Source organism: Streptomyces sp. NPDC001599 (assembly GCF_042893535.1).
GTDB lineage: Bacteria > Actinomycetota > Actinomycetes > Streptomycetales > Streptomycetaceae > Streptomyces.
In genome coordinates this window covers 1-26258 of sequence record NZ_JBIAVA010000016.1, presented here as the reverse complement: position 1 = coordinate 26258, position 26258 = coordinate 1, and the positions used below count along the sequence as shown (strand labels likewise).

22 protein-coding genes and 1 pseudogene are annotated in these 26258 nt (G+C 68.0%); 15 read left to right on the top strand and 8 right to left on the bottom strand.

The window, feature by feature from the left end:
* Window positions 1-522: 522 nt before the first annotated feature.
* Window positions 523-1279, top strand: a pseudogene (locus tag ACFYZ3_RS31225) (transposase family protein).
* Window positions 1280-1311: 32 nt separating this feature from the next.
* Here ACFYZ3_RS31225 and ACFYZ3_RS31220 read toward each other — a convergent pair.
* Genes ACFYZ3_RS31220 through ACFYZ3_RS31205 form a run of 4 tightly spaced genes read right to left on the bottom strand, consistent with a single transcriptional unit; the run spans window position 1312 to window position 4120 of the window.
* On the bottom strand, window positions 1312-1773 hold the full coding sequence (locus tag ACFYZ3_RS31220; RefSeq protein WP_388524671.1) for a hypothetical protein: 462 nt from the start codon (window positions 1771-1773) through the stop codon (window positions 1312-1314).
* 31 nt (window positions 1774-1804) lie between these two features.
* Entirely contained in the window at window positions 1805-2293 is a 489-nt protein-coding gene (locus ACFYZ3_RS31215) for a hypothetical protein (RefSeq protein ID WP_388524668.1), read from the bottom strand.
* Between the two features lie 28 nt (window positions 2294-2321).
* Window positions 2322-3641 (bottom strand): hypothetical protein, encoded by a 1320-nt coding sequence (locus ACFYZ3_RS31210; RefSeq protein ID WP_388524665.1) that lies wholly within the window; start codon window positions 3639-3641, stop codon window positions 2322-2324.
* Between the two features lie 38 nt (window positions 3642-3679).
* Window positions 3680-4120, bottom strand: coding sequence for a hypothetical protein (locus ACFYZ3_RS31205; protein WP_388524661.1), 441 nt, complete (start codon window positions 4118-4120; stop codon window positions 3680-3682).
* Window positions 4121-4797: 677 nt separating this feature from the next.
* Here ACFYZ3_RS31205 and ACFYZ3_RS31200 point away from each other — a divergent pair.
* The 5 genes from ACFYZ3_RS31200 to ACFYZ3_RS31180 all read left to right on the top strand — a co-directional run bounded on the left by ACFYZ3_RS31200 (window position 4798) and on the right by ACFYZ3_RS31180 (window position 9023).
* Complete coding sequence (locus ACFYZ3_RS31200; protein WP_388524658.1) at window positions 4798-5247, top strand: hypothetical protein; 450 nt, start codon at window positions 4798-4800, stop codon at window positions 5245-5247.
* Window positions 5248-5249: 2 nt separating this feature from the next.
* On the top strand, window positions 5250-6944 hold the full coding sequence (locus tag ACFYZ3_RS31195; RefSeq protein WP_388524655.1) for a WXG100 family type VII secretion target: 1695 nt from the start codon (window positions 5250-5252) through the stop codon (window positions 6942-6944).
* 24 nt (window positions 6945-6968) lie between these two features.
* Window positions 6969-8258 (top strand): S8 family serine peptidase, encoded by a 1290-nt coding sequence (locus ACFYZ3_RS31190; RefSeq protein ID WP_388524652.1) that lies wholly within the window; start codon window positions 6969-6971, stop codon window positions 8256-8258.
* Between the two features lie 56 nt (window positions 8259-8314).
* Window positions 8315-8662: a WXG100 family type VII secretion target gene (locus ACFYZ3_RS31185; protein WP_003973296.1), complete on the top strand. Its 348-nt coding sequence runs from the start codon at window positions 8315-8317 to the stop codon at window positions 8660-8662.
* Between the two features lie 61 nt (window positions 8663-8723).
* A complete protein-coding gene (locus tag ACFYZ3_RS31180; protein ID WP_076976591.1) occupies window positions 8724-9023 on the top strand; it encodes a WXG100 family type VII secretion target in 300 nt (99 codons plus the stop codon).
* A gap of 114 nt (window positions 9024-9137) precedes the next feature.
* Here the strand turns inward: ACFYZ3_RS31180 and eccCa are convergent, their stop codons facing one another.
* Window positions 9138-13115, bottom strand: coding sequence for a type VII secretion protein EccCa (gene eccCa / locus ACFYZ3_RS31175; RefSeq protein ID WP_388524648.1), 3978 nt, complete (start codon window positions 13113-13115; stop codon window positions 9138-9140).
* Between the two features lie 322 nt (window positions 13116-13437).
* Between eccCa and eccD the strand changes: the two genes are divergently transcribed.
* A complete protein-coding gene (gene eccD / locus ACFYZ3_RS31170) occupies window positions 13438-14952 on the top strand; it encodes a type VII secretion integral membrane protein EccD (protein ID WP_388524922.1) in 1515 nt (504 codons plus the stop codon).
* An 89-nt stretch (window positions 14953-15041) separates the two neighbouring features.
* Here eccD and ACFYZ3_RS31165 read toward each other — a convergent pair whose 3' ends face one another.
* The gene (locus ACFYZ3_RS31165) at window positions 15042-15338 is read right to left on the bottom strand and encodes a DUF397 domain-containing protein (RefSeq protein ID WP_319129568.1); all 297 of its coding nucleotides are present in this window, start codon (window positions 15336-15338) and stop codon (window positions 15042-15044) included.
* Window positions 15339-15622: 284 nt separating this feature from the next.
* Here ACFYZ3_RS31165 and rpsO point away from each other — a divergent pair, with 284 nt between their 5' ends.
* From rpsO to ACFYZ3_RS31140, 5 genes are all read left to right on the top strand, one after another.
* The gene (gene rpsO / locus ACFYZ3_RS31160) at window positions 15623-15910 is read left to right on the top strand and encodes a 30S ribosomal protein S15 (protein WP_003973291.1); all 288 of its coding nucleotides are present in this window, start codon (window positions 15623-15625) and stop codon (window positions 15908-15910) included.
* A 282-nt stretch (window positions 15911-16192) separates the two neighbouring features.
* Window positions 16193-18412, top strand: a complete 2220-nt coding sequence (locus tag ACFYZ3_RS31155) for a polyribonucleotide nucleotidyltransferase (RefSeq protein WP_388524644.1) — start codon at window positions 16193-16195, stop codon at window positions 18410-18412.
* Complete coding sequence (locus ACFYZ3_RS31150; protein WP_388524641.1) at window positions 18409-19788, top strand: M16 family metallopeptidase; 1380 nt, start codon at window positions 18409-18411, stop codon at window positions 19786-19788. Before ACFYZ3_RS31155 ends, ACFYZ3_RS31150 begins: the two co-directional genes overlap by 4 nt.
* A 39-nt stretch (window positions 19789-19827) precedes the next feature.
* Window positions 19828-20580, top strand: coding sequence for a 4-hydroxy-tetrahydrodipicolinate reductase (gene dapB, locus ACFYZ3_RS31145; protein WP_385953716.1), 753 nt, complete (start codon window positions 19828-19830; stop codon window positions 20578-20580).
* 13 nt (window positions 20581-20593) lie between these two features.
* Window positions 20594-21049 carry a hypothetical protein gene (locus tag ACFYZ3_RS31140; RefSeq protein ID WP_388524639.1) on the top strand — a complete coding sequence of 152 codons (456 nt, stop codon included), beginning with the start codon at window positions 20594-20596 and terminating at the stop codon, window positions 21047-21049.
* A gap of 95 nt (window positions 21050-21144) precedes the next feature.
* Here ACFYZ3_RS31140 and ACFYZ3_RS31135 read toward each other — a convergent pair whose 3' ends face one another.
* Window positions 21145-21699, bottom strand: a complete 555-nt coding sequence (locus tag ACFYZ3_RS31135) for a hypothetical protein (protein WP_388524636.1) — start codon at window positions 21697-21699, stop codon at window positions 21145-21147.
* 116 nt (window positions 21700-21815) lie between these two features.
* Window positions 21816-22055, bottom strand: a complete 240-nt coding sequence (locus ACFYZ3_RS31130) for a hypothetical protein (protein WP_076976600.1) — start codon at window positions 22053-22055, stop codon at window positions 21816-21818.
* Window positions 22056-22246: 191 nt separating this feature from the next.
* Here ACFYZ3_RS31130 and thyX point away from each other — a divergent pair, with 191 nt between their 5' ends.
* The 3 genes from thyX to ACFYZ3_RS31115 all read left to right on the top strand — a co-directional run bounded on the left by thyX (window position 22247) and on the right by ACFYZ3_RS31115 (window position 25945).
* Window positions 22247-22987 carry an FAD-dependent thymidylate synthase gene (gene thyX / locus ACFYZ3_RS31125; protein WP_388524633.1) on the top strand — a complete coding sequence of 247 codons (741 nt, stop codon included), beginning with the start codon at window positions 22247-22249 and terminating at the stop codon, window positions 22985-22987.
* 219 nt (window positions 22988-23206) lie between these two features.
* A complete protein-coding gene (gene dapA, locus ACFYZ3_RS31120; RefSeq protein ID WP_388524630.1) occupies window positions 23207-24106 on the top strand; it encodes a 4-hydroxy-tetrahydrodipicolinate synthase in 900 nt (299 codons plus the stop codon).
* Window positions 24107-24259: 153 nt separating this feature from the next.
* Window positions 24260-25945 (top strand): ribonuclease J, encoded by a 1686-nt coding sequence (locus tag ACFYZ3_RS31115; protein WP_356866880.1) that lies wholly within the window; start codon window positions 24260-24262, stop codon window positions 25943-25945.
* The last annotated feature ends 313 nt before the right edge of the window (window positions 25946-26258 follow it).

Here is a 26258-nt window from a genome sequence, read left to right as displayed (position 1 = left end):
CCTCGTCCGCCGACGGCAAGGTCTGCTAGGCCAGTCCCGGAGCGTGGGCGAGTACGAGGTTGCCTTCAACAACGGCCACTCGCCGGAGTCCTCTTGAGACGGTGGACATGGAGCGCCAAGGAGCGCGTATGACGACGTCGCAACCCGGTGGAACACCGGTACAGGGCCCCGCAAAGCCGTCGGTCATGGCGCGGACGGTGTCGCCGACATGGTGGCGGAGGGCGACGGCGTTGTCCTGGTGACCGTAGAGGCTGCTCCGCCGTATCGGCCCGAGGACAGCGATCTCGCTGTTCACGCCGTAAGTCGGTCGCATCACGTGTTCGTGGGAGCTGAAAGAGGCGAGCTCTCAGTCGTCGGACACGCTTGTGAAGGCCACACCTCATGGATGGCGATCACTCGCACTTGAGTGTCTTGACAGTGACGGGGAAGTTGGCACGCATGAACGTCTCGGTGTCGCGTCGGTAGAAAGCTCCTGGTAGACGGGTTCACGACCAAGATCAACAGCCCATCAGGAGATTTCGCGTGCTTCTCTACCCGTCCGGTATCGATCCGTGCAGCCGCGCCCTGCAGCATTTTTCCGGTCTCCTCGCAGGTCACCGCCGTCGGATCGGCTCCCGGTGGCGTCGCCTCACCTGCGGCAGGCAGTCCCTGCTCGTCCTGGCTCACCTGCGCTGCGGCGACACCTACGCCCGCTTCGCGGCAGGTTTCCGCGTCGGGATCGCGACGGTCTACCGGCGCACACGCGAGGCCGTTGACCTCCTGGCCACTCTCACGCCCACGCTGGAACAGGCCATGACGGCCGCGCGGAGGAAGGCGTACGTGATCCTTGACGGCAGCGTGCTGCCGATCGACCGCATCGCTGCCGACCAGCCGTACCTACTCAGGGATGAAGAAACACTACGGGATGAAAGTGCAAGGTCCTCGCGGATCCAGCCGGCCATCTGATCTGGGCCTCGGACGCGCTACCCGGAGCCTGTGCACGATCTGACCGCGGCCCGGACCCACGGCATTCCCGCGGCCCTGACCGCCGACGACATCAAGCGCTGGGCGGGCAAGGCGGCGTATAAGGGCGCAGGTCATACTGTTCGCGTCCCGTTCCGGGGCGAGAATCTGCGCGGCTGGCGCCGGCGCCACAATCGCGATCACGCCAAGATCCGCAGCCTCGGCGAACGTGCCATGGCCACCCTCAAATGCTGGCAATTCCTGCCGAGGCTCTGCTGCAGCACTTCCCCGGATCACCTTCGTCCGTGCCGTCGTCGCCCTCGAACGCGCCACCTGATCAAGATGAAAAAGGCTCAGCGCAGCGGGAGATCAGAGCTTGAGCACCCCCCGCCATGTCCATCCAGCACCCAGTACTGCGTTTCGCAGCGGATCCGTCATCTCTCGCGTATCAAAGCGAAAAACCTCGACCTTATGCCGACGTCCGTCAGGGCTGCGCTGCGACTCCCACTGTCTGTACACCGCTGGCGCATTGCCGCGTCCGTACTGCCCATGCGCATTGTTGGCCGAACGGTTCTCCCAGCGCTCATCGAGATGGCGCACCTGGTGCTTTTCAGGAATGAGAAGCATTCGAGTCCTGAGGGTCACGCCCACCCTGGAGAGTTGACACTCTGCAATCAGGTCGGCCTTGTCTGCTGGAAGAGCATTACGCACGTTGAAAAGATTATCCGCGTTGTTGAGTGCCAGTAGTGCATGGCGGACGTCGTTAGCGGGACGTGGTGTGATGCTGCTGCAAGGTCGCCTAGTGCCAGTTAGTTTGTCGAATAGGGTCATCGGAAGAACCGCCTATGATTGTAAAATAAACTCAAGATGCATCCGCGCGAATGCTTCGCAAGAAGAGCTGGTATTCCGGCACGACAGAGGCGTACTGATCGGCGCTTGTTGTCAGTACCGTTCGAATCACCACACGCCGTCGAGGGTCCTGAACGTCCACCATGGCCAGGAGCATCTGCGATTGAACGAGTTCCCGGCGTACGCCACCGACGATGGCCGAGAAACTGAGCACTTGAACCAGGGCAGGTGCGCCCTCGGAAAGGACCTTACGTCGATTGGTCACCACCACCGACTCGGCGACTTCACGCATGCGCCAAACCGATTCATCGGCAAGGGAATCCAAAGTCGCTGTGTCCGGGGGGACCTCCCCGTCGATCGTGATGTTCGAGACGAACTCAGCCTCTGACGGCGAGCGTACCGCTGCGAAGGCCACGTCTCCGCCGACTTCTGAACCATGAGCAGCTGGTTGCCAACCGTCCGGCAGTCTGAATGACACAGGAATCGGCAGAATCTTGGGCATATCGAGACCCGCTTTCCAGGGGGAGGGTTCAGAACCAGCTGGTGACACCGTCCTTGACGGACCCTATGCCGTCACCGACCAGGTCGACTGTATCGCCTACGATGTCCACCGCATCGCCGACAGTTTGACTCACCTTTTGTGGATCAACGGTGATCTCGACTCCCACTGAGCCGCCGAGAATTGGTGAGGCGCCAGCCTTGCCACCAAGGTGGAACGTGCCGTCGTCGTCCTTCTTGTATCCCCACCAGGCCTCCGCGCCCGGACCGGCCCAGCCTTCGGCCGTCACGCCGAGCCCAATGCCGGCGGCCTCCCCGCCCCCGGCCACGGTGCCCTTGGCTCCGGCGAACGCTTTGGCGCCAACGGTGAATTCGTCCTTGGTTGCCTTCGCATTGACCCCCGCCTCGGCGCCCGCAAATCCCTCAACGCGCCCGTACCCGCCAGCGTATGGGCCGTACTCCACCCGGCCTTCGGCAACGCCACGTAGACCCGCCGAAGCTTCAGCCTTTCCTACGGCGCCCTTGTCGTTGAAGCCGTAATTCGCAGTGGCCCTAGCACCTCCGTAGCCATCGGCGATCCCGGCGAGTTGCCACCCACCGTTCGTGAGTTTCCCCTCGGCGGTTGCGTGGAACAGATCCCCGTAGGCCTTGACTGAGCCTTCCTTGCCGTACTTGGGATCGGTTGTGACGGTGAAACCGGCACCGAGACCGGTCAATGCGGTCTTGCCCTCTGTAGCCCATCCATCGGTCTTTGTGGAGGCGTCCTTGGCTGCCGTCTTCGCGGCCTCCTCATACGCTTCCTCATCGCTGTGGGCATGCCCGTTGAAGCCGTTGAGTGTGCCATCGGTGTGATCTGAGTCGATCACCACCGCCTCCAGAGCGATCTTGACACCGGAGTCGGCATCAACAACGTCCTGCACTGCTTTGTTGAGGTGCTGCTGCCACGACTGGACGGCCTCCTGCCACCCCGGGTCGTGGTGCAACGTCTTGCGTTCCGCTTCTGACAGCCGCGCGGTGTCCAGGCTCACCAGACCTTGATCGGAGACCTTCATTCGTGCATCGATCGCGTCCTGTCGAGCCGACTGCAACCGGCCGCGCAGGTCGACGAACTGGGTGTGGGCGTCCCGCAGCAACCCGGCCGTGGCCTTGGCCTCGATTTGCGCGTATTCGAACTCCTTGAGCGTGATGCCGAAACGCCGGTTGGCTGCGTCGGCGCTCAAGCCCACCCAACCAGTGCCCATGGAGACCCCGTGCACGTCTCGCCGGTAGGCCTTCTCCTGTTTTGCGAACTCGCCAGCCATTCCGTCCCACCGGTCGGCAGCCTTGGTGAGCGCATTGAGGTCAGCAGTCATGATCTCGTGATACGTCGGCACGCTTGTCCCCTCAAGATTCAGAGTCGGTCCAGTGCCGACGGGAGCCGGATCTTGCCACTTTCGGCACCTACTCCGTAGTCCGTGCTTTGCAGGATCGTGTCGGCTCCGCGCAGCGCGCCCTTTTCTGAATCGAGTCGGTCCATCAGGTTCTTCACCTGCTCGCCCCAGGTCCTGTGGGCTGTCTTCAGCGCCGTGGAGGTCGCCCAACCGTCTCCGTCTTTGGGGCCGAACGCCTTGACAGCGCTCCCTGTGTCCTCGTCCGCCCACCTCGCGGCCTTGGCCGTGTCGGGCTGGATGTGCTCCTCGATGGCCCTCACGGCAGCTGCCTTCTCTGCAGGCGATGAGGCCAGGTCCGTCTTCCCACCCGCGGATCCCGTGACGCCGGGAGGCCCACTCTGATCAGCCGGAAGTTGATTGAGCCTCATACCGACCGTTCCGTCGTCTTCGGCAGCAAGCACCGCCAACACCCTCCCCGTACGAATGTCAGTTCAGAAGCATGTCAAAGTTGACACATAATTACATGTAGTCATATCAAGGGCAAAGGTTGCGTGGAGTGGCCTTTGGACGTGGCCGCATGTACAAGCCTGCGGCGTCGGCTGGAGCCTCGCCACGCTCTGAGGCGCCGGGAGTTGGAGTGCTCACCCTCGAAGGTGAGATGGCCGAGAGCCTGTTGTTACACCGCTCTCGGATGTGACTTGGTACGGACTACGGGGCTCGATGGCCGCCTGCTCCACCGTATCCGCCACTACGACGTCTGAGTACGAGTACTCAGAGGGATCCGGACACCATCGGGCAGGCTTGCCGGGGACAGCTGGGTGGAGTGAGTTGAGTCAACTGCCTCTGAGGCGGCCGGGGTTGATCGCGGCTCCCCGAGCGCAATGCGAGGTGCGGCCAGAGAGCCCGCTGCTCGGCAACGGTGCGGCTCGGTGGCATGGTAGGTAAGGCTTCGGCATCGCCTTGATTGTTGAACGTTGAAACCAGCACGTGACAGCAACAAGGCTGGCGTAAATGGCGGTTGGGGATCGCCTACCCGATGGCTACAGTGACGATCTCTTGCGGTTACGATCAGTTGTGCGGGCGAGCGGTTCATCCTGGCTCGGCGATGGAAGGACGGGGAAGCGGGGGAGGTAGCAGCATGCTTCCAGCTGAAATGGTGGGAGGGGTGTCCGCCGCCAGGGCGGCCAACCTGGAGGTCACGGGCGAGGCGCTGTCGACGTTCGTGAAGCGGGTGGACAGCGCACTTCGCAATCTCGAGGGCTCAGCGGGCGATCCGACGCGCATCGGCGCACAAAGGATCAAGCCCTCTTCGCTCAACAGCGGCAGCGCGGCCGCCTTTCCGGAGGCCCACGCGTTGTACCTGCAGTACAACCGGGTCCACGAAGAGCTCACCAGCCTGTCGAAGACGCTGCACCTTCAGATCGAAGCGATCGGCATCGCGGTCAGGGGCGCGCACGTGGGCTTCGACAACCTCGAAGAGGAGCAGCGCCGCCGCTTCCAGCTGATCCAGACGCAGCTCAAGCGGATCGAGGATGCCAGGGGCGACGGCATGCACAAGAAGCAGACGGCTACCAGCGGGAGTCTCTAACGATGTCCGACAAGCATCACGAGGCGGACTACGGCCGAGTCTCTCAGCAGAACGCCGCTGCGGATCTGACTCGAGGTCTGGAAGTACGCCCTTCTTTCGGGCTGTTCGGCGGGGTGCTGAAGTCGGCTGTCGAATCGACGCCGCTGGGTTCAGCCATGCAGGGCCGGACGAACTTTGAGAACCACGACCTCAACGAGTTGGTCGACCTCGTCGAACAGACGAATCCGGAAGACCTGGAGAGCTCCGGCAAAGCGCTGTGGGATGCACGGGACGCCATCAAGGAGGCTGCCAAGGAGCTGGACGGTCATATCGGAAATGTGCGTTGGGTGGGGGAGGCGGGGGAAGCCTTCCGTAAGTGGGGGCGCTCACTCGTCACCAGCACGCACGGACTGAGTGCCTTTGCCGGCGGGGCAGGAGATCAGATCACCGCTGCCGCTGTGGGTCTGGCGAACGTACGCACCGCCATGCCGGAACGTGATACGAGGCCGATGACCAAAGCGCTGCGGCCCGAGCAGCTCCCGACTCCTATGCAGGTCGAGGGCAACAGCGAGTACGCGGAAGCGGTTCGTGTCGAGAAGAACCGCCAAGAGGCAATCAATCAGATGAACCGGTTGTCGTCCTACTACGCTGTGTCGGAGGAGATGCTGGCAGGGCTGGAACCGCCGACGTTCACAGCTATGCCGGATGTAGGAGTTCCGCAGCCTCGAGTCGTGCCCCGAGCTGGCGTGCCGACCGATCCTCAACCGCGTCGCATCCAGGGAAGCGGGAGCGGGAACTTCTCAGGCGGCCATTCGCCGTCGGCCATGGAAGACAGAAATCAGCCGCACCCAGCGGACGGCACAGTCGTTTCACCCGCGAGCATTACACGGCAGAACGTTTATACCGATGTTCCCGTAGCGACGAACATTGACAGTATCGGCACGCCGATGCTCCCCACGGCCCCTGCTCCCGGTCACACGTTGCCGACCACGCTGCCGCCGGGCGATGGTGGTGGGCCTACTGGGCCGTACGGTCCGGGTTTCGGCACTCCGCTGCCCCCTGGTGGCGCGGGCCGGGCTGATGGTGGAACGGGCCGTACCAAGGCACCCTTCTCCGCCCAGGGGCGTGTGACTCCTCCCGGCTCGGGTGGCGGCCCGGGGCCAGGGCGTCCGAGTAACCAGGGTCCCTTCAATCAGGTGGGACGTCCGACGCCTGCTGGGCAGCAGCCCGGGACCAAGGGGATCACGTCAGGAGTCAAGCCGTCCCCCATGGGCCACGGGGTGAGCGGCGGTACACCGCGTCCCAATCCCACGATGGCGCCGAGACCGGCGGGTGGCCCGGTCACCGGAGCCGGCCGGGCCGGTGGTGTGGTCGGCGGTCGGCCGGCGAGTACTACAGGTATTACGGGACGAAGTGGTCCGAAGCTACCTCGTGGCACGGTCGTCGGGGCCGACGCCGGGTCTCAGTGGGGCCAGGGTCGTTCCACGGCGAAGCCCGGTATCACTGGTGTGCCCTCGGGGTCAAGGTCTGCCACCCGCGCCGAACGGAACGGCATGACCCGTGGTGGTGCGGGGCTCGTGCGCGGTCCCGGCGGACGTGGGCGCCGACGTGACGATCTCAGGGAGGAAGGCGCGGAGCGACCCGACTACCTGGTCGAGGACGAAGAGACACACCTGCCCACGAATCCGCGGCGCGATGTGCCGCCGGTTGTCAACTGAGCGCGAGCGAGGACTCACCCCATCATGAAGACAGCAACACGCCGAGGGCTGCGAGTACGCGTGGGGGGCGCCGTCGCGAGCGCCCTGGTTGTCGTCGGCGTGAGCCTTGCTCCTGGTGCCACTGCGGCCGACGCGCAGTCGGAGCAGTGGTACCTGCGGCCGATGCAGGCCGAGAAGATGTGGAAGACCAGCACGGGGGAGGGCATCAAGGTCGCCGTGATCGACACTGGCGTGAACCCCGACACGCCTTCCCTCAGAGGCCAGGTCCTGGTCGACGAAGTGCCGAAGCAAGTCGCATACGGTGCCACGGACGACGATGCGGGCCATGGGACGACAATGGCAGAGTTGATCGCTGGTACCGGGGCGGAGGGACGCCTCCAAGGTCTGGCGCCTGATACGAAGATCGTGCCGTACAAAGCGGCCTTGGGAGACTCACCCAGCGCCAAGGATGATGAAATGGCGCCCACTTTGAAGGAAGCGATCAGGGCCGCTGCGGACACCGACGTGCGCATCATCAGCATGTCCGTCGGAAACGAGTTCTACGGAGCAGGCGAGGCAGCAGCGGTGCGGTATGCCGCATCCAAGGGAAAGATCCTGATCGCGAGCGTCGGGAACAGCGGCCAGGACAGTGGCTACATCGAATATCCGGCGGCATACGAATACGTTATTGGTGTGTCCTCGATCGATAAGAACAGCCACATCTCGGACTTCGGCCAGTCGGGTGGCCAGGTCGACTTGGTCGCGCCCGGCGAGAACCTCCCCGCGTATTGCAACGGGAACTTCGAGAAGTACTGCCACAACCTCAACGGCACCAGTTTCAGCACCGCCATCACTTCCGCCGCAGCCGCCCTCATCTGGTCCGCGCACCCGGACTGGACGGCGAACCAGGTCACCCGGGCGCTGATCGACACGGCCGGTCGCAAGTGGCCCAAGGACGAGCCGACCTCGACCGCCGGTTACGGGACCATCCGCCCCCGCTCGGTGCTGGCGGACCCGAACTACGACGCCGGTGAGCCGTACTCCGACCCGCTGCGGAAGGAGAACACGCAGGAGGGGGAGAAGCTGGTCACGGAGATTCCGCCGACGTCCGCCTCAGCGAAGCCTTCCGCGGGCGCAACAGCCCCGTCACAGGGTGCCGCGGGATCTTCCAAGGACAAGCAGGCGGCCGCAGGATCGGACGTTGCGAAGACCGCTGCGGCCGACGCGTCGAGCGACAGCGGCAGCACGCTGTGGATCGCACTCGGCGCCGCCGCAGCCGTGGTCGTGATCGGCGGCGGCGCCTTCGCCGTACTGCGGGCCCGGCGCGCGAACTGACACCGGCGTCGTCGGTGTCGTATGGAGAGAAGCAACAGGGAGGGCAGGGGCGGATCATGGCCGTCGACCAGAAGCTCGAAGACGCAGCGGTAGTCAAGCTGCAGAAGGACATGTACGAGAAGTTCGAGAGCATCCGCAAGCGGGTCCACAACCTGCAGGGTGTGATCGACGGTCTCGAGGGTCAGTGGCAGGGCATCGGCCGTGCCGCGTTCGACAAGAAGCAGTACGAGATCAACACGTCGCTGCAGAACATGGGCCGCATCCTCGCCGACGTCGTGGACGCGATGACCGCGACGCGCAACATCAAGGACAGCAAGGAAGACGAAGTCCTCGCTGCCGTGAACAAGATCAACGTCAACGACGGTGCTCCCACGGTGCAGTCGTCGCCCCTCAGCTCGTTCTGAGGCGAGCGGCAGACGTCAGCCACAGCCGCAGCACATTCCGAACGAGATGAGGTAAGCAGAGATGAGCCGTAACGCCGACGGTCTGCAGGTGACATACGACGGGCTCGACTTCGCGGCGACGAACCTCGCCAACGAGGCGAAGCTGCTCGACGAGGACATTCAACAGCTCACCAAGATGGTGGAAAGCAGCAAGCAGTACTGGGCGGGCAAGGCTCAGGAGGCCTACGCGCTGAAGCTGGAACTCTGGCGCAAGGAAACCACCGACATCCACCAGGCCCTCATGGGCATCGGCCATGTCGTGGGGTCGTCCGGCGGTACGTACATGGAGGGTGACCTGGCGGCGTCCAGGTACCTGCAGTAGACGCAGCGGCAGGATCGCGGCAGTGACGAGGGTGGGCGTGCGCGGGAGACGCCCACCCTCTTGTGTGTCCGGGGAGTCATCCGATGGCGGTCGTCCGATCCGGGCCGGACTCCGTCACCGACCGCCCTCGTCCTCCTCCAACCCCACCTGAACCAGCGGCTTCCCCCGCCGCCGCGACACGAACATGCCCCGGCCCGGCGGCATCGGGCGGGGGCGGACCCCGCCCAGCAGGTCGCCCTCGGCCGGGTCGCCGCTGAGGACGACACCCTGGGCGCCGAGTTCCTTGAGGCGCTGCATGAAGGCCTCGTAGCCGGCACGGCCCGCGCCCGCGGTCGAGCGGGCGATGATGAAGCGCACGCCGACGTCCCGGGCGAAGGGCAGGAGTTCGGTCAGGCCCGCCAGCGGGTTGCCGCTCGACGTCGCGACGAGATCGAAGTCGTCGATGATGATGTACACCGTCGGCCCCTGCCACCAACTGCGGTCGCGCAGTTGCTCCGGCGTGACGTCCGCGGTCGGCGTCCGGCGCTGCATCAGCTCGGCCAGCGCGTCCATGTGGTGCTGCATCTGGTTCGACATGGGGACGTACTCGGCCAGGTGCGACGGCGGGGTGACCCCCAGCAGCGAGCGGCGGTTGTCGATGACGAACAGTTTGCAGGAGTCGCCGTCGTAGCGCTCGGACAGACGCCGGATGAGGAGCTTCAGCAGGTTCGACTTGCCGGACTCGCTCTCGCCGAAGACGAGGAAGAACGGGTCCTGCTCGAAGTCCACGAACACCGGTTCCAGGTTGTCCTCGTCGAGTGCGAAGGACACCCCGCGCCGGGGGAACCGGTCCCCCGGGGGAAGCTGGTGCGCCGGGAACTCGCGCGGCAGCAACCGCACCGCGGGCGCCCCCGGCTGCTGCCAGTGCCGGGCGACCTCGGTCCCGAGTGCCTGTGTGGCCTCGGCGAGGTCGGTGTCCGAGGACAGCCCGTCGATGCGCGGGACCGCCGCCATGAAGTGCTGCTTCTGCGGCGTCTGGCCACGCCCGGGCACACCCGTCGGTACGTTCGCCGCGACCTTGCGGTCGAACTCCGAGTCCATGGTGTCCCCGAGCCGCAACTCGAGGCGGTTCATCAGGTGGTCCTTGAGGTTGCTGCGGACCTCCATGGAGCGTGACGCGGTGAGGATCACGTGGATGCCGTAGCCGAGGCCGCGCGCCGCGATGTCCAGCACGACCGACTCCAGCGCCTCGTAGTCCGCGCGGAAGTTCCCCCACCCGTCGATGACCAGGAAGACGTCGCCCCACGGCTGGTCGGCCACCGTGATGTCACCCCGCGCGCGGCGTGCGCGGAACTCCGCGATCGAGGAGATGCCGGCGGTGCGGAAGTACTCCTCGCGGCGGGTCAGCACGCCGTAGACCTCGGCCGCTGTACGCCGCACCTTCTCGGGGTCGAGGCGCGAAGCCACGCCGCCGACATGAGGCAGCCCGGCCACTGCCGACAGACCGCCGCCGCCGAAGTCCAGCGCGTAGAACTGCACTTCGTGCGGGGTGTGCGTGAGCGCGAACGACGCGATGACCGAGCGAAGGAGTGTCGACTTGCCGGACTGCGGTCCGCCCAAAATCTGCATGTGGCCGGCGGCGCCGCCGAAGTTCACCCAGAGCGGGTCCCGCCGCTGCTCGTACGGCTTGTCGACGATACCGACGGGCACGACGAGCCGACCCGCGCCCTCGTAGCCGGGCTGGGTCAGGCCGCGCCCCGCCACCTGGGCCAGGCCGGGCAGCAGTGTGTCGAGCGACGGCGGGCTGTCCAGCGGCGGCAGCCACACCTGGTGGGCGGCCGGGCCCTGTGCCTCCAGGCGCCGGACGACGACATCGAGCACGGTGTCGGCGAGCGCGTCGTCGCCCGCCCCGTCCGGGGTCTCCTCGCGCTGCGGCGGCACCGGGAGGTACCGGACGGGGACCTCGGCGGCGGTGAACAGCACGGGCCGCCGGTCGACCGGGCGCGGGCCGCCGGGGGTCGCCGCCTGCTGCGCACCCGTGCGGTACACGCCCGAGACGTACGCGGCCTTGAAGCGCACCATCTCGTCCGTGCCGAACTTCAGGAAGCCGGAACCGGGGACGTTCGGCAGTTCGTACGCGTCCGGCACACCCAGCGCGGACCGGGACTCGGCCGCGGAGAAGGTGCGCAGGCCGATCCGGTACGACAGGTAGGTCTCCAGGCCGCGCAGGCGGCCCTCCTCCAACCGCTGCGAGGCGAGCAGCAGGTGGACGCCCAGCGACCGGCCGATACGTCCGATCTGCACGAACATTTCGATGAAGTCCGGCTTCGCGGTGAGCAGTTCGCTGAATTCGTCGATCACCAGGACGAGTGAGGGGATCGGCTGCAGCGCGGCGCCGGCCGCGCGGGTTTTCTCGTAGTCGTGGATGTTGGCGTAGTTGCCCGCGTCCCGGAGCATCTCCTGGCGGCGGTTGAGTTCACCGCGGATCGAGTCACCCATCCGGTCGACGAGGGTCAGGTCGTCGGCGAGGTTGGTGATCACGGCCGCCACGTGCGGCAGTTGCGCCATGCCGGCGAACGTCGCGCCGCCCTTGAAGTCGGCGAGCACGAAGTTGAGGGTCTCGGACGAGTGGGTCACGGCGAGGCCGAGGACCAGGGTGCGCAGCAGTTCCGACTTGCCGGAACCTGTCGCGCCCACGCACAGGCCGTGGGGCCCCATGCCCTCCTGCGCCGCCTCCTTGAGGTCGAGCATCACGGGCCGGCCGTCCTCGCCGACGCCGATCGGGACCCTGAGCCGTTCGGACTGGGAGCGGGGCCGCCAGGTCCGGCGTGGATCGACGGAAGCTGCGTCCCCGAGATTGAGGAGATCCGTGAACTCGAGATTGGCCAGAAGCGGCTCGTCGTCGTCCCCGCCCGTTCCCACACGCAATGGCGCCAGCTGCCTCGCCAACGCCTCCGCGCTCTCCTGGGAGAGGACGTCGGGAGTGCCCTCGTAGACCGCACCGTGCGCCGCCTCCAGGCGCAACTCCTTCGGCTGCACGACGAGCGAGAGGTCCCCTCGTCCGGTGGAGAGGGTGCCGGGGACCACCTCGATGACGGTCACCCCCTGCAGGCCCTCCTGGCTCGCCAGCAGCGACGTCGGCGGCAGGGAGACTCCGTCGAGCACGATGACCAGGTGCGGTTGGTCGGGCACCGGCCGGCCGGCCGGATGAAACCTCGGGCGGCCCTCGAGACGGGTGCCGAGCAGCTCTTCGAGGGCCGTCGGGTCGGCCGTCACCAGCCGTCGGGAACCCGCGCCGTCCGCGACGTCGCCCGCCTGCGCGTGCGGGAGCCACTTCGTCCACTCCCATGCGGCCGCCGACTCCCGTCCGGTGGCGACGGCGATCACCAGGTCCTCGGGGGAGTGCAGTGCGGCGAGCGAGGCGGTGACGGCCCGGGCGGTCCCGCGCACGGTGGTCGGCTCGCCGCTGACCGTCACGTGGTAGAACGCCCGCAGGGAGACCGCCATCGGCAGCTCCTCAAGGGTGCTGTGCGTGGCGAGGAAGCGGTGCATGGCGCCCGCGGTCAGCGGCTCCAACTCGTCCACCGGAGCGGTCTGGGGCGGCACCAGGGGAGTGGCCAGGGCCTGTGGGCCGAGACCCACGCGGACCTGGGCGAAGTCCTCGTCGCCCGTACGCCGTTCCCACAGTCGGCTGCCCTCGGCGACCAGCGCCCACAGTTGGTCCGGCGAAGGATGCAGGTAGTACTGCGCGTCACGCTGGGCCTTCGCCGTCTCGTGAGCGGTGCGTCTGGTCTGCGACAGATAGCGGAGGTAGTCCCTGCGGGTGTCGGCCATCTGCCCCTGGTTGCCACGGCGGTAGCGCACCAGCATCGCGATGCCCATGGCGATCGTGGAGGCGATCATCACCATGCCCATGATCTTCATGATGGGCTGGGCCGAGGGATTGAAGAAGAACACCACGGACCCGCCCATGCCGAGCATGGGCAGGAGCTGCATCAACGCACCCTCCTGCTGCCCGCGCGGGAGTTCCGGAGGTGATTGCAGGTGGACTTCCTCCGTGGGCACGTTCTTCGGCAGCGCCCGAGGTGGGCGCTTGACGACGATGTGGCTCACTTCGCACCAATTCCCTTGCCGGCCCGACCTGTTCCGCCCACCGCCCGTCTCCCGGTGCACGTCGATCGCGAAGAGCGATCCTACTGACACACACGGACAGCAGCGGGCGGTAGGGTGCCCGTGAGACGCGTGAGCAGTTGCGAACCCGCCTGGGGCCCTGTGGAACCCCGCGGACAGCACCACGCTCGCTACGAACGCCCCCGTGCGCCGCGCAGCGGTGAGGGGTGACGCGGGACAACGGGGCAGGACAGCCACCGACCGGCAGGGCGCGCCGGTGCCGTACCTTGCCGATATCACCTACGAGGGGGAACAACGGGTGAGCATGACGGCCTCCGCGCCGACCGGCGCGCCAGGCGGAACAGGCACGGGTGCCGGAGGCCCGGCCGCCGGTTCGGGGCTCGGCTTCTGCCGGGTCACGATCGTGGCGCCCGACAGCCGCATCGACGTGGCCCTGCCCGACGACGTGCCCGTCGCCGACCTGTACCCGGAGATCCTGCGGTTTTCCCAGCAGAGCCCGGCAGAGGGTGCGCCGGTCGGGTATCACCTCGTACGCCGGGACGGGACCGTCCTCGACAGCGCCCGGTCCTTCGCGGCGCAGCGCATCCTGGACGGCGAGCTGCTCACGCTGCGTCCGTTCGCCGACTCCCTCCCCCCTGCGGTTTTCGACGACGTCTCGGAGGCGGTCGCCTCCGCCGTCGTCCACGACCGCACACTGTGGGACGGCGCGCTCACGCGCGTGGCCTGCCTGGTCGGAGCGGGTGTGTTCCCCGTTCTGCTGGCGTTCGTGGCCTGGAGTTCCCAGGTCCGCCACGACATGCACAGCGTGCAGGGCATCCTCGCCGCGGTCGCCGGCGTCCTGCTCGTCACCTTCGCGTGCGTGCGCGCGCGTGTGTACGAGGATCGGGGCTCTGCCCTGGCGCTCGGCCTGGGTGCCCTCGCGAACGTCGCAGTGGCGGGCTCGGGGCTGGTCCCGCTCGCCGGCGGACAGGGCATCGGACGCCTCCAGTTCCTCCTGGCGTGCGCGGCGGTCCTGGTCGCCTCCGTCGTACTCACCCTGGTGTCACCGAGTGGTGACAGCGCCTTCGTGGCGTTCGTCTTCTCGTCGGTGGTCGGCCTGCTCGCGACGTTCGTGGCGATGCTGACGGACCTGGAGCCGATGGAGACGGCCGCGGTCTGTGCGGTCCTGTCGGTGTGCGCCCTCGCCTTCCTGCCGGGCCTGTCGCTGCGCTTCGCGCGGCTGCCCATCGGCTTCGAACCGCCCAACCAGCCGCGCGGCTCCTACGCGGCGGACGAGACCGGTGCGCCGGAGCCCGTGGACGTCGAGCGCATCGCGGCGCAGGCCCGTCGTGGCCACGAACTCCTCGCGGGACTGGTCGGCGGCTGCGCGGTGGTCTCCGTGGGGGCGTCGGTCGTCCTCGGCTTCACGGGCAACGTGTGGGCGCAGCTCCTGACGCTCGCCACCGGCGTCGCGATGGTGATGCGGGCGCAGCTGTTCCGGTACACCGCCCAGGTCGCCGCCACGCTGGCCGCCGGGCTGGCCTGCCTGGTCTTCCTCGGCCTGGGACTGGCCATGAACCCGCCCGTGGAGTACGTGCGGGACGCGCTCCAGGGCGACACCGCCGCACTGGACATGCGCAGCGTCTGGCTGGCGGCGGCGGTCGCCGCGGCTGTGGCGCTGGTCACCGCGATCGGCCTGATCGCCCCTCGGCGCGGTGTGACGCCCTTCTGGGGACGCTTCATGGAGATCGCCGAAGTCTTCGTACTGCTGACACTGATCCCCTTGGCTCTCGCCGTGTTCGACGTCTACTCCGCGGCGCGGTCGATGGCAGGCGACTGAGGGGCGGCTCGCGCAGCGTACGTGGAGCGGGGACGCTGCCCCCGGCCGTCGTGCGCAGCGGGGGAGGGTGTGCGGCACACCCTCCCCTTCTATTCGACGTCGCCCCCGGAGCGCTCCGCGGCCGGTTCCAGGTCGAACTCTCCGTCCCGCGCACCGAGCACGAACGCCCGCCACTCCGCCTCCGTGTACCGCAGTACGGTGTTGTGGTCGAGCGACGACCGCATCGCGACGGCACCGTCCGGCAGGTAGGCGATCTCGACCCGTTCCTCATGGGCCTCGGTGCCGGGCGCGCTGTGCCATTCGACGCCCGAGATGTCGAGGGCGTAGAGCTCGTCCCGCTCCCGGTCCTTGCGTGCTCGGAGTTCCTTGTCCTCGGCCTCGGCCATCGCGGGTCCGGTCCTTCCTGCTGTGCCAACGAACTGTGCGGTCACCATACTTCTCCCCGTTCTTCCAGGTCAGTGGTTCACCGATGGAGGCACCGGTACGGGGGACGGGCGGAGGTGTCCCTACGGGCTGGTAAGCTGTGTGACGGCCGTTTGTGTACGCGCCCCCGGAGCTGTGAGCCCTGGAGGTCGCGCCCAGCGGATCCCCGCCTTCCGAGTTACGGAAGATCCCCCGAGACGTAGACCGGGGGCACTCGGTGGCCAGTCACAGACCCAGAGGAGTACGCGTGTCGCTCGACGCCGCAGTGAAGAAGCAGATCATCACCGAGTTCGGTACCAAGGAGGGCGACACCGGCTCCCCCGAGGTCCAGGTCGCTCTGCTGTCCCGTCGGATCTCCGACCTGACCGAGCACCTCAAGACCCACAAGCACGACCACCACTCCCGTCGTGGTCTGCTCATCCTGGTCGGCCAGCGTCGCCGGCTGCTGCAGTACCTCGCCAAGAAGGACATCCAGCGCTTCCGTGCGCTGGTCGAGCGCCTCGGCATCCGCCGCGGTGCGGCGGGCGCCCGCTAGCACGCCGTGAAGGGAGCGGTTCCCATCCGAAGGGGGCCGCTCCCTTTGCTGTACGTGCGCGCTGTCGCCGCCCCTTTGTAGTGTGGTAACAGAAGAACAAGACGTACGAGGAGAAGCGGACCGCACCGCCGCCGCCGGTCCTCGGTAGTGGCCCCCGGGGGCAGATCCCCGGGTGCTTCGATCGAAGACCGGCCCGCATTGCACGGAACGCTTCTCCGGCACCGTCCCCTCCGCCACACGGGCGGGCGGGACAAAAGACGACAAGCATCGGAGAAACCACTAGTGGAGAACGAGACCCACTACGCCGAAGCCGTGATCGACAACGGCGCATTCGGCACCCGCACCATCCGCTTCGAGACGGGCCGCCTGGCCCGTCAGGCCGCCGGTTCCGCCGTGGCGTACCTGGACGACGACACCATGGTGCTGTCGGCCACCAGCGCCTCCAAGAACCCCAAGGACCAGCTCGACTTCTTCCCGCTCACGGTGGACGTCGAGGAGCGGATGTACGCCGCCGGCAAGATCCCCGGCAGCTTCTTCCGTCGTGAGGGCCGGCCCTCCGAGGACGCCGTCCTCACCTGCCGCCTCATCGACCGCCCGCTGCGCCCGTCCTTCAAGAAGGGCCTGCGCAACGAGATCCAGGTCGTCGCGACGATCATGGCCCTCAACCCCGACCACCTGTACGACGTCGTGGCGATCAACGCCGCCTCCGCGTCGACGCAGCTGGCCGGCCTGCCCTTCTCCGGCCCGATCGGCGGCGTCCGCGTCGCGCTGATCCGCGGCCAGTGGGTGGCCTTCCCGACGCACACCGAGCTCGAGGACGCCGTCTTCGACATGGTCGTCGCGGGCCGCGTACTGGAGGACGGCGACGTCGCGATCATGATGGTCGAGGCCGAGGCCACCGAGAAGACCATCAAGCTGGTCGAGGGCGGCGCCGAGGCGCCCACCGAGGAGGTCGTCGCCGCCGGTCTGGACGCCGCGAAGCCCTTCATCAAGGTGCTGTGCCGCGCGCAGGCCGACCTCGCCGCCAAGGCCGCCAAGCCGACCGGCGAGTTCCCGATCTTCCTGGACTTCCAGGACGACGTCCTCGAGGCGCTGACCGGCGCCGTCAAGCCCGAGCTGACGCAGGCGCTCACCATCGCCGGCAAGCAGGAGCGCGAGGCCGAGCTGGACCGCGTCAAGGGGCTCGCCGCCGAGAAGCTCCTCCCGGAGTTCGAGGGCCGCGAGAAGGAGATCTCCGCCGCGTACCGCGCGCTGACCAAGTCCCTGGTGCGCGAGCGCGTCATCAAGGAGAAGAAGCGCATCGACGGCCGCGGTGTCACCGACATCCGCACCCTGGCCGCCGAGGTCGAGGCCATCCCGCGCGTGCACGGCTCCGCCCTGTTCGAGCGTGGCGAGACCCAGATCCTGGGCGTCACCACCCTGAACATGCTCCGCATGGAGCAGCAGCTGGACACCCTCTCCCCGGTGACCCGCAAGCGCTACATGCACAACTACAACTTCCCGCCGTACTCCGTCGGCGAGACCGGCCGCGTCGGCTCCCCGAAGCGCCGCGAGATCGGCCACGGCGCCCTCGCCGAGCGCGCCATCGTGCCGGTGCTGCCGACGCGCGAGGAGTTCCCCTACGCGATCCGCCAGGTGTCCGAGGCCCTCGGCTCCAACGGCTCGACGTCCATGGGCTCGGTCTGCGCCTCCACCATGTCGCTGCTGAACGCCGGTGTGCCGCTGAAGGCCCCCGTCGCCGGTATCGCCATGGGCCTGATCTCCCAGGAGATCAACGGCGAGACGCACTACGTCGCCCTCACCGACATCCTCGGTGCGGAGGACGCCTTCGGTGACATGGACTTCAAGGTCGCCGGCACCAAGGAGTTCGTGACCGCCCTCCAGCTCGACACCAAGCTGGACGGCATCCCCGCCTCCGTCCTGGCCGCCGCCCTCAAGCAGGCCCGTGACGCCCGCCTCCACATCCTCGACGTGATGATGGAAGCGATCGACACGCCGGACGAGATGTCCCCGAACGCGCCGCGGATCATCACCGTGAAGATCCCCGTCGACAAGATCGGTGAGGTCATCGGCCCCAAGGGCAAGATGATCAACCAGATTCAGGAGGACACGGGCGCCGACATCACGATCGAGGACGACGGCACCATCTACATCGGTGCCGCCCAGGGCTCGCAGGCCGAGGCCGCCCGCGCCACGATCAACGGCATCGCCAACCCGACCATGCCCGAGGTCGGCGAGCGCTACCTGGGTACGGTCGTCAAGACGACCACCTTCGGCGCGTTCGTCTCCCTGCTGCCCGGCAAGGACGGTCTGCTGCACATCTCGCAGATCCGCAAGCTCGCCGGCGGCAAGCGCGTGGAGAACGTCGAGGACGTCCTCGGCGTGGGCGCCAAGGTCCAGGTCGAGATCGCCGAGATCGACTCCCGCGGCAAGCTCTCCCTGATCCCCGTGATCGAGGGCGAAGCGGGCGACGACGACAAGAAGGACGACGCCGACAAGTGACGTCCCGTAGCGCCACGGCGACGGCCCGCACCTCCTCGGAGGCGCGGGCCGTCGCCCGTACCCAAACCCTCATCAAGGGCGAGCACGGCATCGGCACGGTCCGCAGGACGACCCTCCCCGGCGGCCTGCGCATCGTCACCGAGACCCTGCCCTCGGTCCGCTCGGCGACCTTCGGCATCTGGGCCCACGTCGGCTCCCGCGACGAGACCCCGGCCCTCAACGGCGCCACCCACTACCTGGAGCACCTGCTCTTCAAGGGCACCCGAAAGCGCAGCGCCCTGGACATCTCCTCCGCCATCGACGCGGTCGGCGGCGAGATGAACGCGTTCACGGCGAAGGAGTACACGTGCTACTACGCGCGCGTGCTCGACACCGACCTGCCGCTCGCCATCGACGTGGTCTGCGACATGCTGACCGGCTCGCTGATCCAGGAGGAGGACGTCGACGTCGAGCGCGGCGCCATCCTCGAAGAGATCGCGATGACCGAGGACGACCCCGGTGACTGCGTGCACGACCTGTTCGCGCACACCATGTTCGGCGACAACGCGCTGGGCCGTCCCGTCCTCGGCACCGTCGACACGGTCAACGCCCTCACCGCCGACCGCATCCGCCGCTTCTACAAGAAGCACTACGACCCCACCCACCTGGTGGTCGCCGCGGCCGGCAACGTCGACCACAACAAGGTCGTACGCCAGGTCCGCGCCGCCTTCGAGAAGGCCGGCGCCCTCAAGGACCCGGCGGCCCAGCCGCTCGCCCCGCGCGACGGCCGGCGCACCGTCCGGGCCGCCGGACGCGTCGAGCTGATCGGCCGCAAGACCGAGCAGGCCCACGTCATCCTCGGCATGCCGGGCCTGGCCCGCACCGACGAGCGCCGCTGGGCCATGGGCGTCCTCAACACCGCCCTCGGCGGCGGCATGTCCTCCCGCCTCTTCCAGGAGGTCCGCGAGAAGCGCGGCCTGGCCTACAGCGTGTACTCGTACACGTCGGGCTTCGCCGACTGCGGCCTCTTCGGCGTGTACGCGGGCTGCCGGCCCTCCCAGGTGCACGACGTGCTCAAGATCTGCCGCGACGAGCTGGACCACGTCGCCGAGCACGGCCTCACGGACGACGAGATCGGCCGCGCCGTCGGCCAACTCCAGGGCTCCACGGTCCTCGGCCTGGAGGACACCGGCGCGCTGATGAACCGTATCGGCAAGAGCGAGCTGTGCTGGGGCGAGCAGATGTCCGTCGACGACATGCTGGCCCGGATAGCCTCGGTCACGCCGGACGACGTCCGCGCCGTCGCCCGCGACGTCCTGGGACGACGGCCGTCCCTGTCGGTCATCGGCCCGCTCAAGGACAAGCAGGCGTCCCGGCTGCACGACGCCGTCGCCTGACGGTCCCGTTCCGAGAAGCTCGAGAAGGAAGCATGTGACATGAGCAAGCTGCGCGTGGCCGTCCTCGGTGCCAAGGGCCGGATCGGCTCCGAGGCGGTACGGGCGGTCGAGGCCGCCGAGGACATGGAGCTGGTCGCCGCCCTCGGCCGGGGCGACGGCCTGGAGGCGCTGGCCGAGTCCGGCGCCCAGGTCGCCGTCGAGCTGACCACCCCCGCCTCGGTGATGGACAACCTCGACTACTGCCTGCGCCACGGCATCCACGCCGTCGTCGGCACCACCGGCTGGACCGACGAGCGCCTCGCTCAGCTGAACGCGTGGCTCGACGCCTCCCCGGAGACCGGCGTGCTCATCGCGCCGAACTTCTCCATCGGCGCCGTGCTCACCATGAAGTTCGCGCAGATCGCGGCCCCGTACTTCGAGTCCGTCGAGGTCGTCGAGCTGCACCACCCGAACAAGGTGGACGCCCCCAGCGGCACCGCCACCCGCACCGCCCAGCTGATCGCTCAGGCCCGGCAGAAGGCAGGCTCCGCACCGGCGCCCGACGCCACTGCCACCGCCCTGGACGGCGCCCGCGGCGCGGACGTGGACGGGGTCCCGGTGCACGCGATCCGGCTGCGCGGCCTGCTCGCCCACCAGGAGGTCCTGCTCGGCGCCGAGGGCGAGACCCTCACCGTCCGGCACGACTCCCTGCACCACAGCAGCTTCATGCCGGGCATCCTGCTGGGCGCCCGCCGGGTGGTCACCACCCCGGGCCTCACCTTCGGCCTGGAACACTTCCTGGACCTGAACTGAGACCCTCACCCTGATGCGCGCGAAGATCACCTACCTCGTCACGGCCGCCGTCCTGGTCTTCTACTTCGCCCTGGTCGGCAGCCGCGGCGTCCTGCTCATCAAGACCGGCACCCTGCTCACCGTCACCTTCGGCGTCGCGGTGCTGATCCTGCCGGTGATCGGCCTGTGGTTCCTGTGGAAGAACACCCAGTTCGTCCGCAGGGCCAACCAGCTCGCCGCCGAACTCGACGCCGAGGGCGGACTGCCCGTCGACGAGCTGAAGCGCACCCCCAGCGGCCGCGTCGACCGGGAGTCGGCCGACGCGGTCTTCGCCCAGCGCAGGGCCGAGACGGAGGACGCCCCCGGCGACTGGCGCAGTTGGTTCCGCCTCGCCGTCGCCTACCACGACGCCCGCGACACCCCGCGCGCCCGCAAGGCGATGCAGCGGGCGATCGCCCTGCACGACGGCAAGCACGTCGAGGCCGCCTGAAGGGACCGCACACCAGACGCCGGGGCCCGGACCGCAGCTGTGCGGTCCGGGCCCCGGCGTCTCGACTGTCGGGTGCGCCCCGACTGACGACTGCGTCAGCCCCGTCGGTACTCGTCGGCCCACGCCTCCACCGCGTCGGCCGCCCGGTTGAAGGCGCCGTCGCGGGCGAGGAAGTCGGAGTTGTGCGAGGTCAGCAGCGGGGGCCAGGGCTCCGCCGACCGGCCCTGCCGCACCAGCAGCAGCGCCTGCCCCTGCACCGTGCGCGGCAGTCCCAGCCAGCGCACCGGCTGCTGCACGGTGCGCAGGCTGGCGACCTGCTGCCAGGTGACCGTGCGCGTGGTGAAGAAGCCCACCTGACGCACTCCGTGCGCGCTCACCCACGCGCCCATGCGCAGCATCCGCAGGGCGCAGAGGATGACGACGACCGCGATGCCGAAGACCACCCCGGCGGAGGACGGCCCGCCCGTCGCCGCGATGATGACCGCCGCGAACAGGACGAACGAGGCGAGCAGCAGCATCAGGGCCGCCGCTCCCACGCGCCACGGCCCCGGCCGGTAGGGCCGGCGCCACAGGTCGCGGTCGTCGTACGGCAGCGCGACGTCGTCGGCCGTGTCAAAGGCGCGGTCGGCCGTCAGGAAGGGCAGGGGCACGGCTGGTCCTCACTCGTTCCAAGGCAAGTGTTGTGCCCGGTGAGGCTACCGACCTGTGTCTCCGGTCACCACCCTCGGGGGTCCGGACGGCGTCGGGCCGACCGTGCCCGAGGCGTCTAGCGCCCCTCGGAGGCCTGCGACGGCTGCTTGTGCGGGGAGGGCTGGTCGGCCGAGAGGGCGGGCATCCCGATCACCAGGGAACCGACCAGACCGGCGACGACGGTGACGCCGAGGAGCCAGCGTCCGGCCAGCTGGCCGAAGGACGCCCGCTCACGCGGCGGGGGTGTGACATTGCTGCGGAACCTGTCGGCCTCGGCGACGAAGGCGAACGGCACGGGTTCACGCCGGCGGATCATAGGGGCTGCGTCTCCCTTCAGGGACTGGAATGAAGTGCTGTTACTCATACAGACGAACGAACGCCCCTTCAGGTGCCCTGTTTCGCCGACTTCATCGCGGCACGGCACCGATCGCCCGATTCGGCGCCTCTTGACGGGTCGTAGAGTGGCCTCGCCAAGCGCCGAGATTGACTGGGAAGGCCCTCCACACCGTGACCGACATCCCCGCCGACGATCCGAAGATCGAACTCCGCAGTGACATCACCGTCGAGCTGGTCAAGAGCGCCGCGACCGACTCCGACGTGCTGTTCGCCGCCCGTGTCTCCACCGCCGGGGAGCAGTCCCTGGACGAGCTGAAGAAGGACCCGGAGCGCTCCAAGGGCCTGATCAACTACCTCATGCGGGACCGGCACGGCAGCCCGTTCGAGCACAACTCGATGACCTTCTTCGTGAGCGCCCCGATCTTCGTCTTCCGGGAGTTCATGCGGCACCGCGTCGGCTGGTCCTACAACGAGGAGTCGGGTCGCTACCGGGAGCTTCAGCCGGTGTTCTACGTGCCGGACACCTCCCGCAAGCTGGTGCAGCAGGGCCGTCCCGGCAAGTACGTCTTCGTCGAGGGCACCCCCGAGCAGCACGAGCTGGTCGGCGGCGTGATGGAGGACTCCTACCGCCAGGCCTACGCGACGTACCAGCAGATGCTCGCCGCCGGCGTCGCCCGCGAGGTGGCCCGCGCGGTGCTCCCCGTCGGCCTCTACTCGTCGATGTACGCCACCTGCAACGCCCGCTCGCTGATGCACTTCCTGGGCCTGCGCACCCAGCACGAGCTGGCCAAGGTGCCCTCCTTCCCGCAGCGGGAGATCGAGATGGTCGGCGAGAGGATGGAGGCGGAGTGGGCCCGCCTGATGCCGCTCACCCACGCCGCCTTCAACGCCAACGGCCGCGTGGCGCCGTAGCCGGTCAGGCCCGATGGCCTGCCGTGCCGGGCACAGATGTACGCATCAATCATGTGAAGTGTCCGGATTGCGGCGGTTGGAGAAGTTCATCTAGCCTGATCAAAGGGACCCGGCACTGCTTGAACCCCCGAGCAGGCAGTGCCGGGCTCCACATCCGTTCCGACCTGCCGCCTCCCCCGAGGGCAGACCCCGCCCTGAGCAACGAGTAGCGTGTAACCCATGGCTCCGACCTCCACTCCGCAGACCCCCTTCGGGCGGGTCCTCACCGCCATGGTCACGCCCTTCACGGCGGACGGCGCACTCGACCTCGACGGCGCCCAGCGGCTCGCCACCCACCTGGTGGACGCAGGCAACGACGGCCTGATCATCAACGGCACCACCGGCGAGTCCCCGACCACCAGCGACGCGGAGAAAGCGGACCTCGTACGAGCCGTACTGGAGGCCGTCGGCGACCGGGCACACGTCGTCGCCGGAGTGGGCACGAACAACACCCAGCACAGCATCGAGCTGGCCCGCGCCGCCGAGCGCGTCGGCGCCCACGGCCTGCTGCTCGTCACGCCGTACTACAACAAGCCCCCGCAGGAGGGCCTGTACCTGCACTTCACGGCCATCGCCGACGCCGCCGGGCTGCCGGTCATGCTCTACGACATCCCCGGCCGCAGCGGCGTCCCGATCAACACCGAGACCCTGGTCCGCCTCGCGGAGCACCCGCGGATCGTCGCCAACAAGGACGCCAAGGGCGACCTCGGCCGGGCCAGCTGGGCCATCGCGCATTCCGGCCTCGCCTGGTACTCCGGCGACGACATGCTGAACCTGCCGCTGCTCGCCGTGGGCGCGGTCGGCTTCGTCTCCGTCGTCGGCCACGTCGTCACCCCGGAGCTGCGCGCCATGGTGGACGCGCACGTCGCCGGTGACGTACAGAAGGCCCTGGAGATCCACCAGAAGCTGCTCCCGGTGTTCACCGGCATGTTCCGCACCCAGGGCGTCATGACCACCAAGGGCGCGCTCGCCCTCCAGGGACTGCCCGCGGGACCGCTGCGCGCCCCCATGGTCGGCCTCACGCCCGAGGAAACCGAGCAGCTCAAGATCGATCTTGCCGCCGGCGGGGTACAGCTCTGACATCAGACTTCGCACCACCGCACGACCGGACGGACTTCACAACTGAATAAGCGGGCCACCGGTGCCCGCACCCCACTACGACAACTGCTTCTGCACGAACGTCACGCGCGCCACGTGCCACCGGTACGTGGCGCGTGTGGTGAGGAGAGTCTTTTGAGTCATCCGCATCCTGAACTGGGCCGGCCTCCGGCGCTTCCCAAGGGCGGCCTTCGGGTCACGCCCCTCGGTGGCCTCGGCGAAATCGGCCGCAACATGACGGTCTTCGAATACGGCGGCCGTCTGCTGATCGTCGACTGCGGCGTGCTCTTCCCCGAGGAGGAGCAGCCCGGCATCGACCTGATCCTGCCGGACTTCACGTCCATCCGGGACCGCCTCGACGACATCGAGGGCATCGTCCTGACCCACGGCCACGAGGACCACATCGGCGGCGTCCCCTTCCTCCTCCGGGAGAAGCCGGACATCCCGCTGATCGGCTCCAAGCTGACCCTCGCGCTCATCGAGGCCAAGCTCCAGGAGCACCGCATCCGTCCGTACACCCTCGAGGTGGCGGAGGGGCACCGGGAACGCGTCGGTCCCTTCGACTGCGAGTTCGTCGCGGTCAACCACTCCATCCCGGACGCGCTGGCCGTCGCCATCCGCACCCCGGCGGGCATGGTCGTCCACACCGGCGACTTCAAGATGGACCAGCTTCCGCTGGACGGCCGCCTCACGGACCTGCACGCGTTCGCGCGCCTGAGCGAGGAGGGCATCGACCTGCTCCTCGCGGACTCGACCAACGCCGAGGTGCCGGGCTTCGTCCCGCCCGAGCGGGACATCTCCAACGTCCTGCGGCAGGTCTTCGGCAGTGCCCGCAAGCGCATCATCGTGGCGAGCTTCGCCAGCCACGTCCACCGCATCCAGCAGATCCTGGACGCGGCGCACGAGTACGGCCGCAGGGTCGCCTTCGTCGGCCGCTCCATGGTCCGCAACATGGGCATCGCGAGAGACCTCGGCTACCTCAAGGTCCCGCCGGGCCTGGTGGTCGACGTCAAGACGCTGGACGACCTGCCCGACAGCGAGGTGGTCCTGGTCTGCACGGGGTCCCAGGGCGAACCGATGGCCGCCCTGTCCCGCATGGCCAACCGCGACCACCAGATCCGTATCGTCAACGGCGACACGGTGATCCTGGCCTCGTCCCTCATCCCGGGCAACGAGAACGCGGTGTACCGCGTGATCAACGGCCTGACCCGCTGGGGCGCCAACGTCGTCCACAAGGGCAACGCCAAGGTCCACGTCTCGGGCCACGCCTCGGCCGGCGAGCTGCTGTACTTCTACAACATCTGCCGCCCGAAGAACCTGATGCCGGTCCACGGCGAATGGCGCCACCTGCGTGCCAACGCCGAGCTGGGCGCCCTGACCGGCGTCCCGCACGACCGCATCGTCATCGCCGAGGACGGCGTGGTCGTCGACCTCGTCGAGGGCAAGGCGAAGATCACCGGCAAGGTCCAGGCGGGGTACGTCTACGTCGACGGCCTCTCGGTCGGCGACGTCGGCGAGCCGGCTCTCAAGGACCGCAAGATCCTCGGCGACGAGGGCATCATCTCCGTCTTCGTGGTCATGGACTCCTCCACCGGCAAGATCACCGGTGGGCCGCACGTCCAGGCCCGCGGTTCCGGGATCGAGGACTCGGCCTTCGCCGCGGTGCTCCCCAAGATCACCGAGACACTGGAGCGTTCGGCCCAGGACGGAGTCGTCGAGCCGCACCAGCTCCAGCAGCTGATCCGCAGGACCCTCGGCAAGTGGGTCTCGGACACCTACCGGCGCCGGCCGATGATCCTGCCTGTCGTCGTGGAGGTCTGACGGGCCGTCGGACCACCGACAGCGCCAACCTGGAGCGGGGCGCCCCGATTTGCATCGGGGCGCCCCGCTCCAGTACGTTTACATCTCCGCTCGGACGGGCACCCGATCACTTCGTGGTTCGGAGCCGCCCCGGAGGGTGGAAATCCCGACTCAGAATCTCTGATAAAGTCGGAACCGCCGGAAAGGGAAACGCGAAAGCGGGAACCTGGAAAGCACCGAGGGAATCGGATCGGAAAGATCTGATAGAGTCGGAAACGCAAGACCGAAGGGAAGCGCCCGGAGGAAAGCCCGAGAGGGTGAGTACAAAGGAAGC

What these genes read in the sequence shown, in the direction of transcription:
- ACFYZ3_RS31165 (WP_319129568.1), bottom strand. Translation starts at nt 15,338, where the DNA reads ATGGCCGAGGCCGAGGACAAGGAACTCCGAGCACGCAAGGACCGGGAG.
- ACFYZ3_RS31190 (WP_388524652.1), top strand. Translation starts at nt 6,969, where the DNA reads ATGAAGACAGCAACACGCCGAGGGCTGCGAGTACGCGTGGGGGGCGCC.
- ACFYZ3_RS31215 (WP_388524668.1), bottom strand. Translation starts at nt 2,293, where the DNA reads ATGCCCAAGATTCTGCCGATTCCTGTGTCATTCAGACTGCCGGACGGT.
- eccD (WP_388524922.1), top strand. Translation starts at nt 13,438, where the DNA reads ATGACGGCCTCCGCGCCGACCGGCGCGCCAGGCGGAACAGGCACGGGT.
- ACFYZ3_RS31220 (WP_388524671.1), bottom strand. Translation starts at nt 1,773, where the DNA reads ATGACCCTATTCGACAAACTAACTGGCACTAGGCGACCTTGCAGCAGC.
- ACFYZ3_RS31210 (WP_388524665.1), bottom strand. Translation starts at nt 3,641, where the DNA reads ATGACTGCTGACCTCAATGCGCTCACCAAGGCTGCCGACCGGTGGGAC.
- dapB (WP_385953716.1), top strand. Translation starts at nt 19,828, where the DNA reads ATGAGCAAGCTGCGCGTGGCCGTCCTCGGTGCCAAGGGCCGGATCGGC.
- ACFYZ3_RS31180 (WP_076976591.1), top strand. Translation starts at nt 8,724, where the DNA reads ATGAGCCGTAACGCCGACGGTCTGCAGGTGACATACGACGGGCTCGAC.
- ACFYZ3_RS31195 (WP_388524655.1), top strand. Translation starts at nt 5,250, where the DNA reads ATGTCCGACAAGCATCACGAGGCGGACTACGGCCGAGTCTCTCAGCAG.
- ACFYZ3_RS31130 (WP_076976600.1), bottom strand. Translation starts at nt 22,055, where the DNA reads ATGATCCGCCGGCGTGAACCCGTGCCGTTCGCCTTCGTCGCCGAGGCC.
- ACFYZ3_RS31200 (WP_388524658.1), top strand. Translation starts at nt 4,798, where the DNA reads ATGCTTCCAGCTGAAATGGTGGGAGGGGTGTCCGCCGCCAGGGCGGCC.
- ACFYZ3_RS31140 (WP_388524639.1), top strand. Translation starts at nt 20,594, where the DNA reads ATGCGCGCGAAGATCACCTACCTCGTCACGGCCGCCGTCCTGGTCTTC.
- ACFYZ3_RS31185 (WP_003973296.1), top strand. Translation starts at nt 8,315, where the DNA reads ATGGCCGTCGACCAGAAGCTCGAAGACGCAGCGGTAGTCAAGCTGCAG.
- dapA (WP_388524630.1), top strand. Translation starts at nt 23,207, where the DNA reads ATGGCTCCGACCTCCACTCCGCAGACCCCCTTCGGGCGGGTCCTCACC.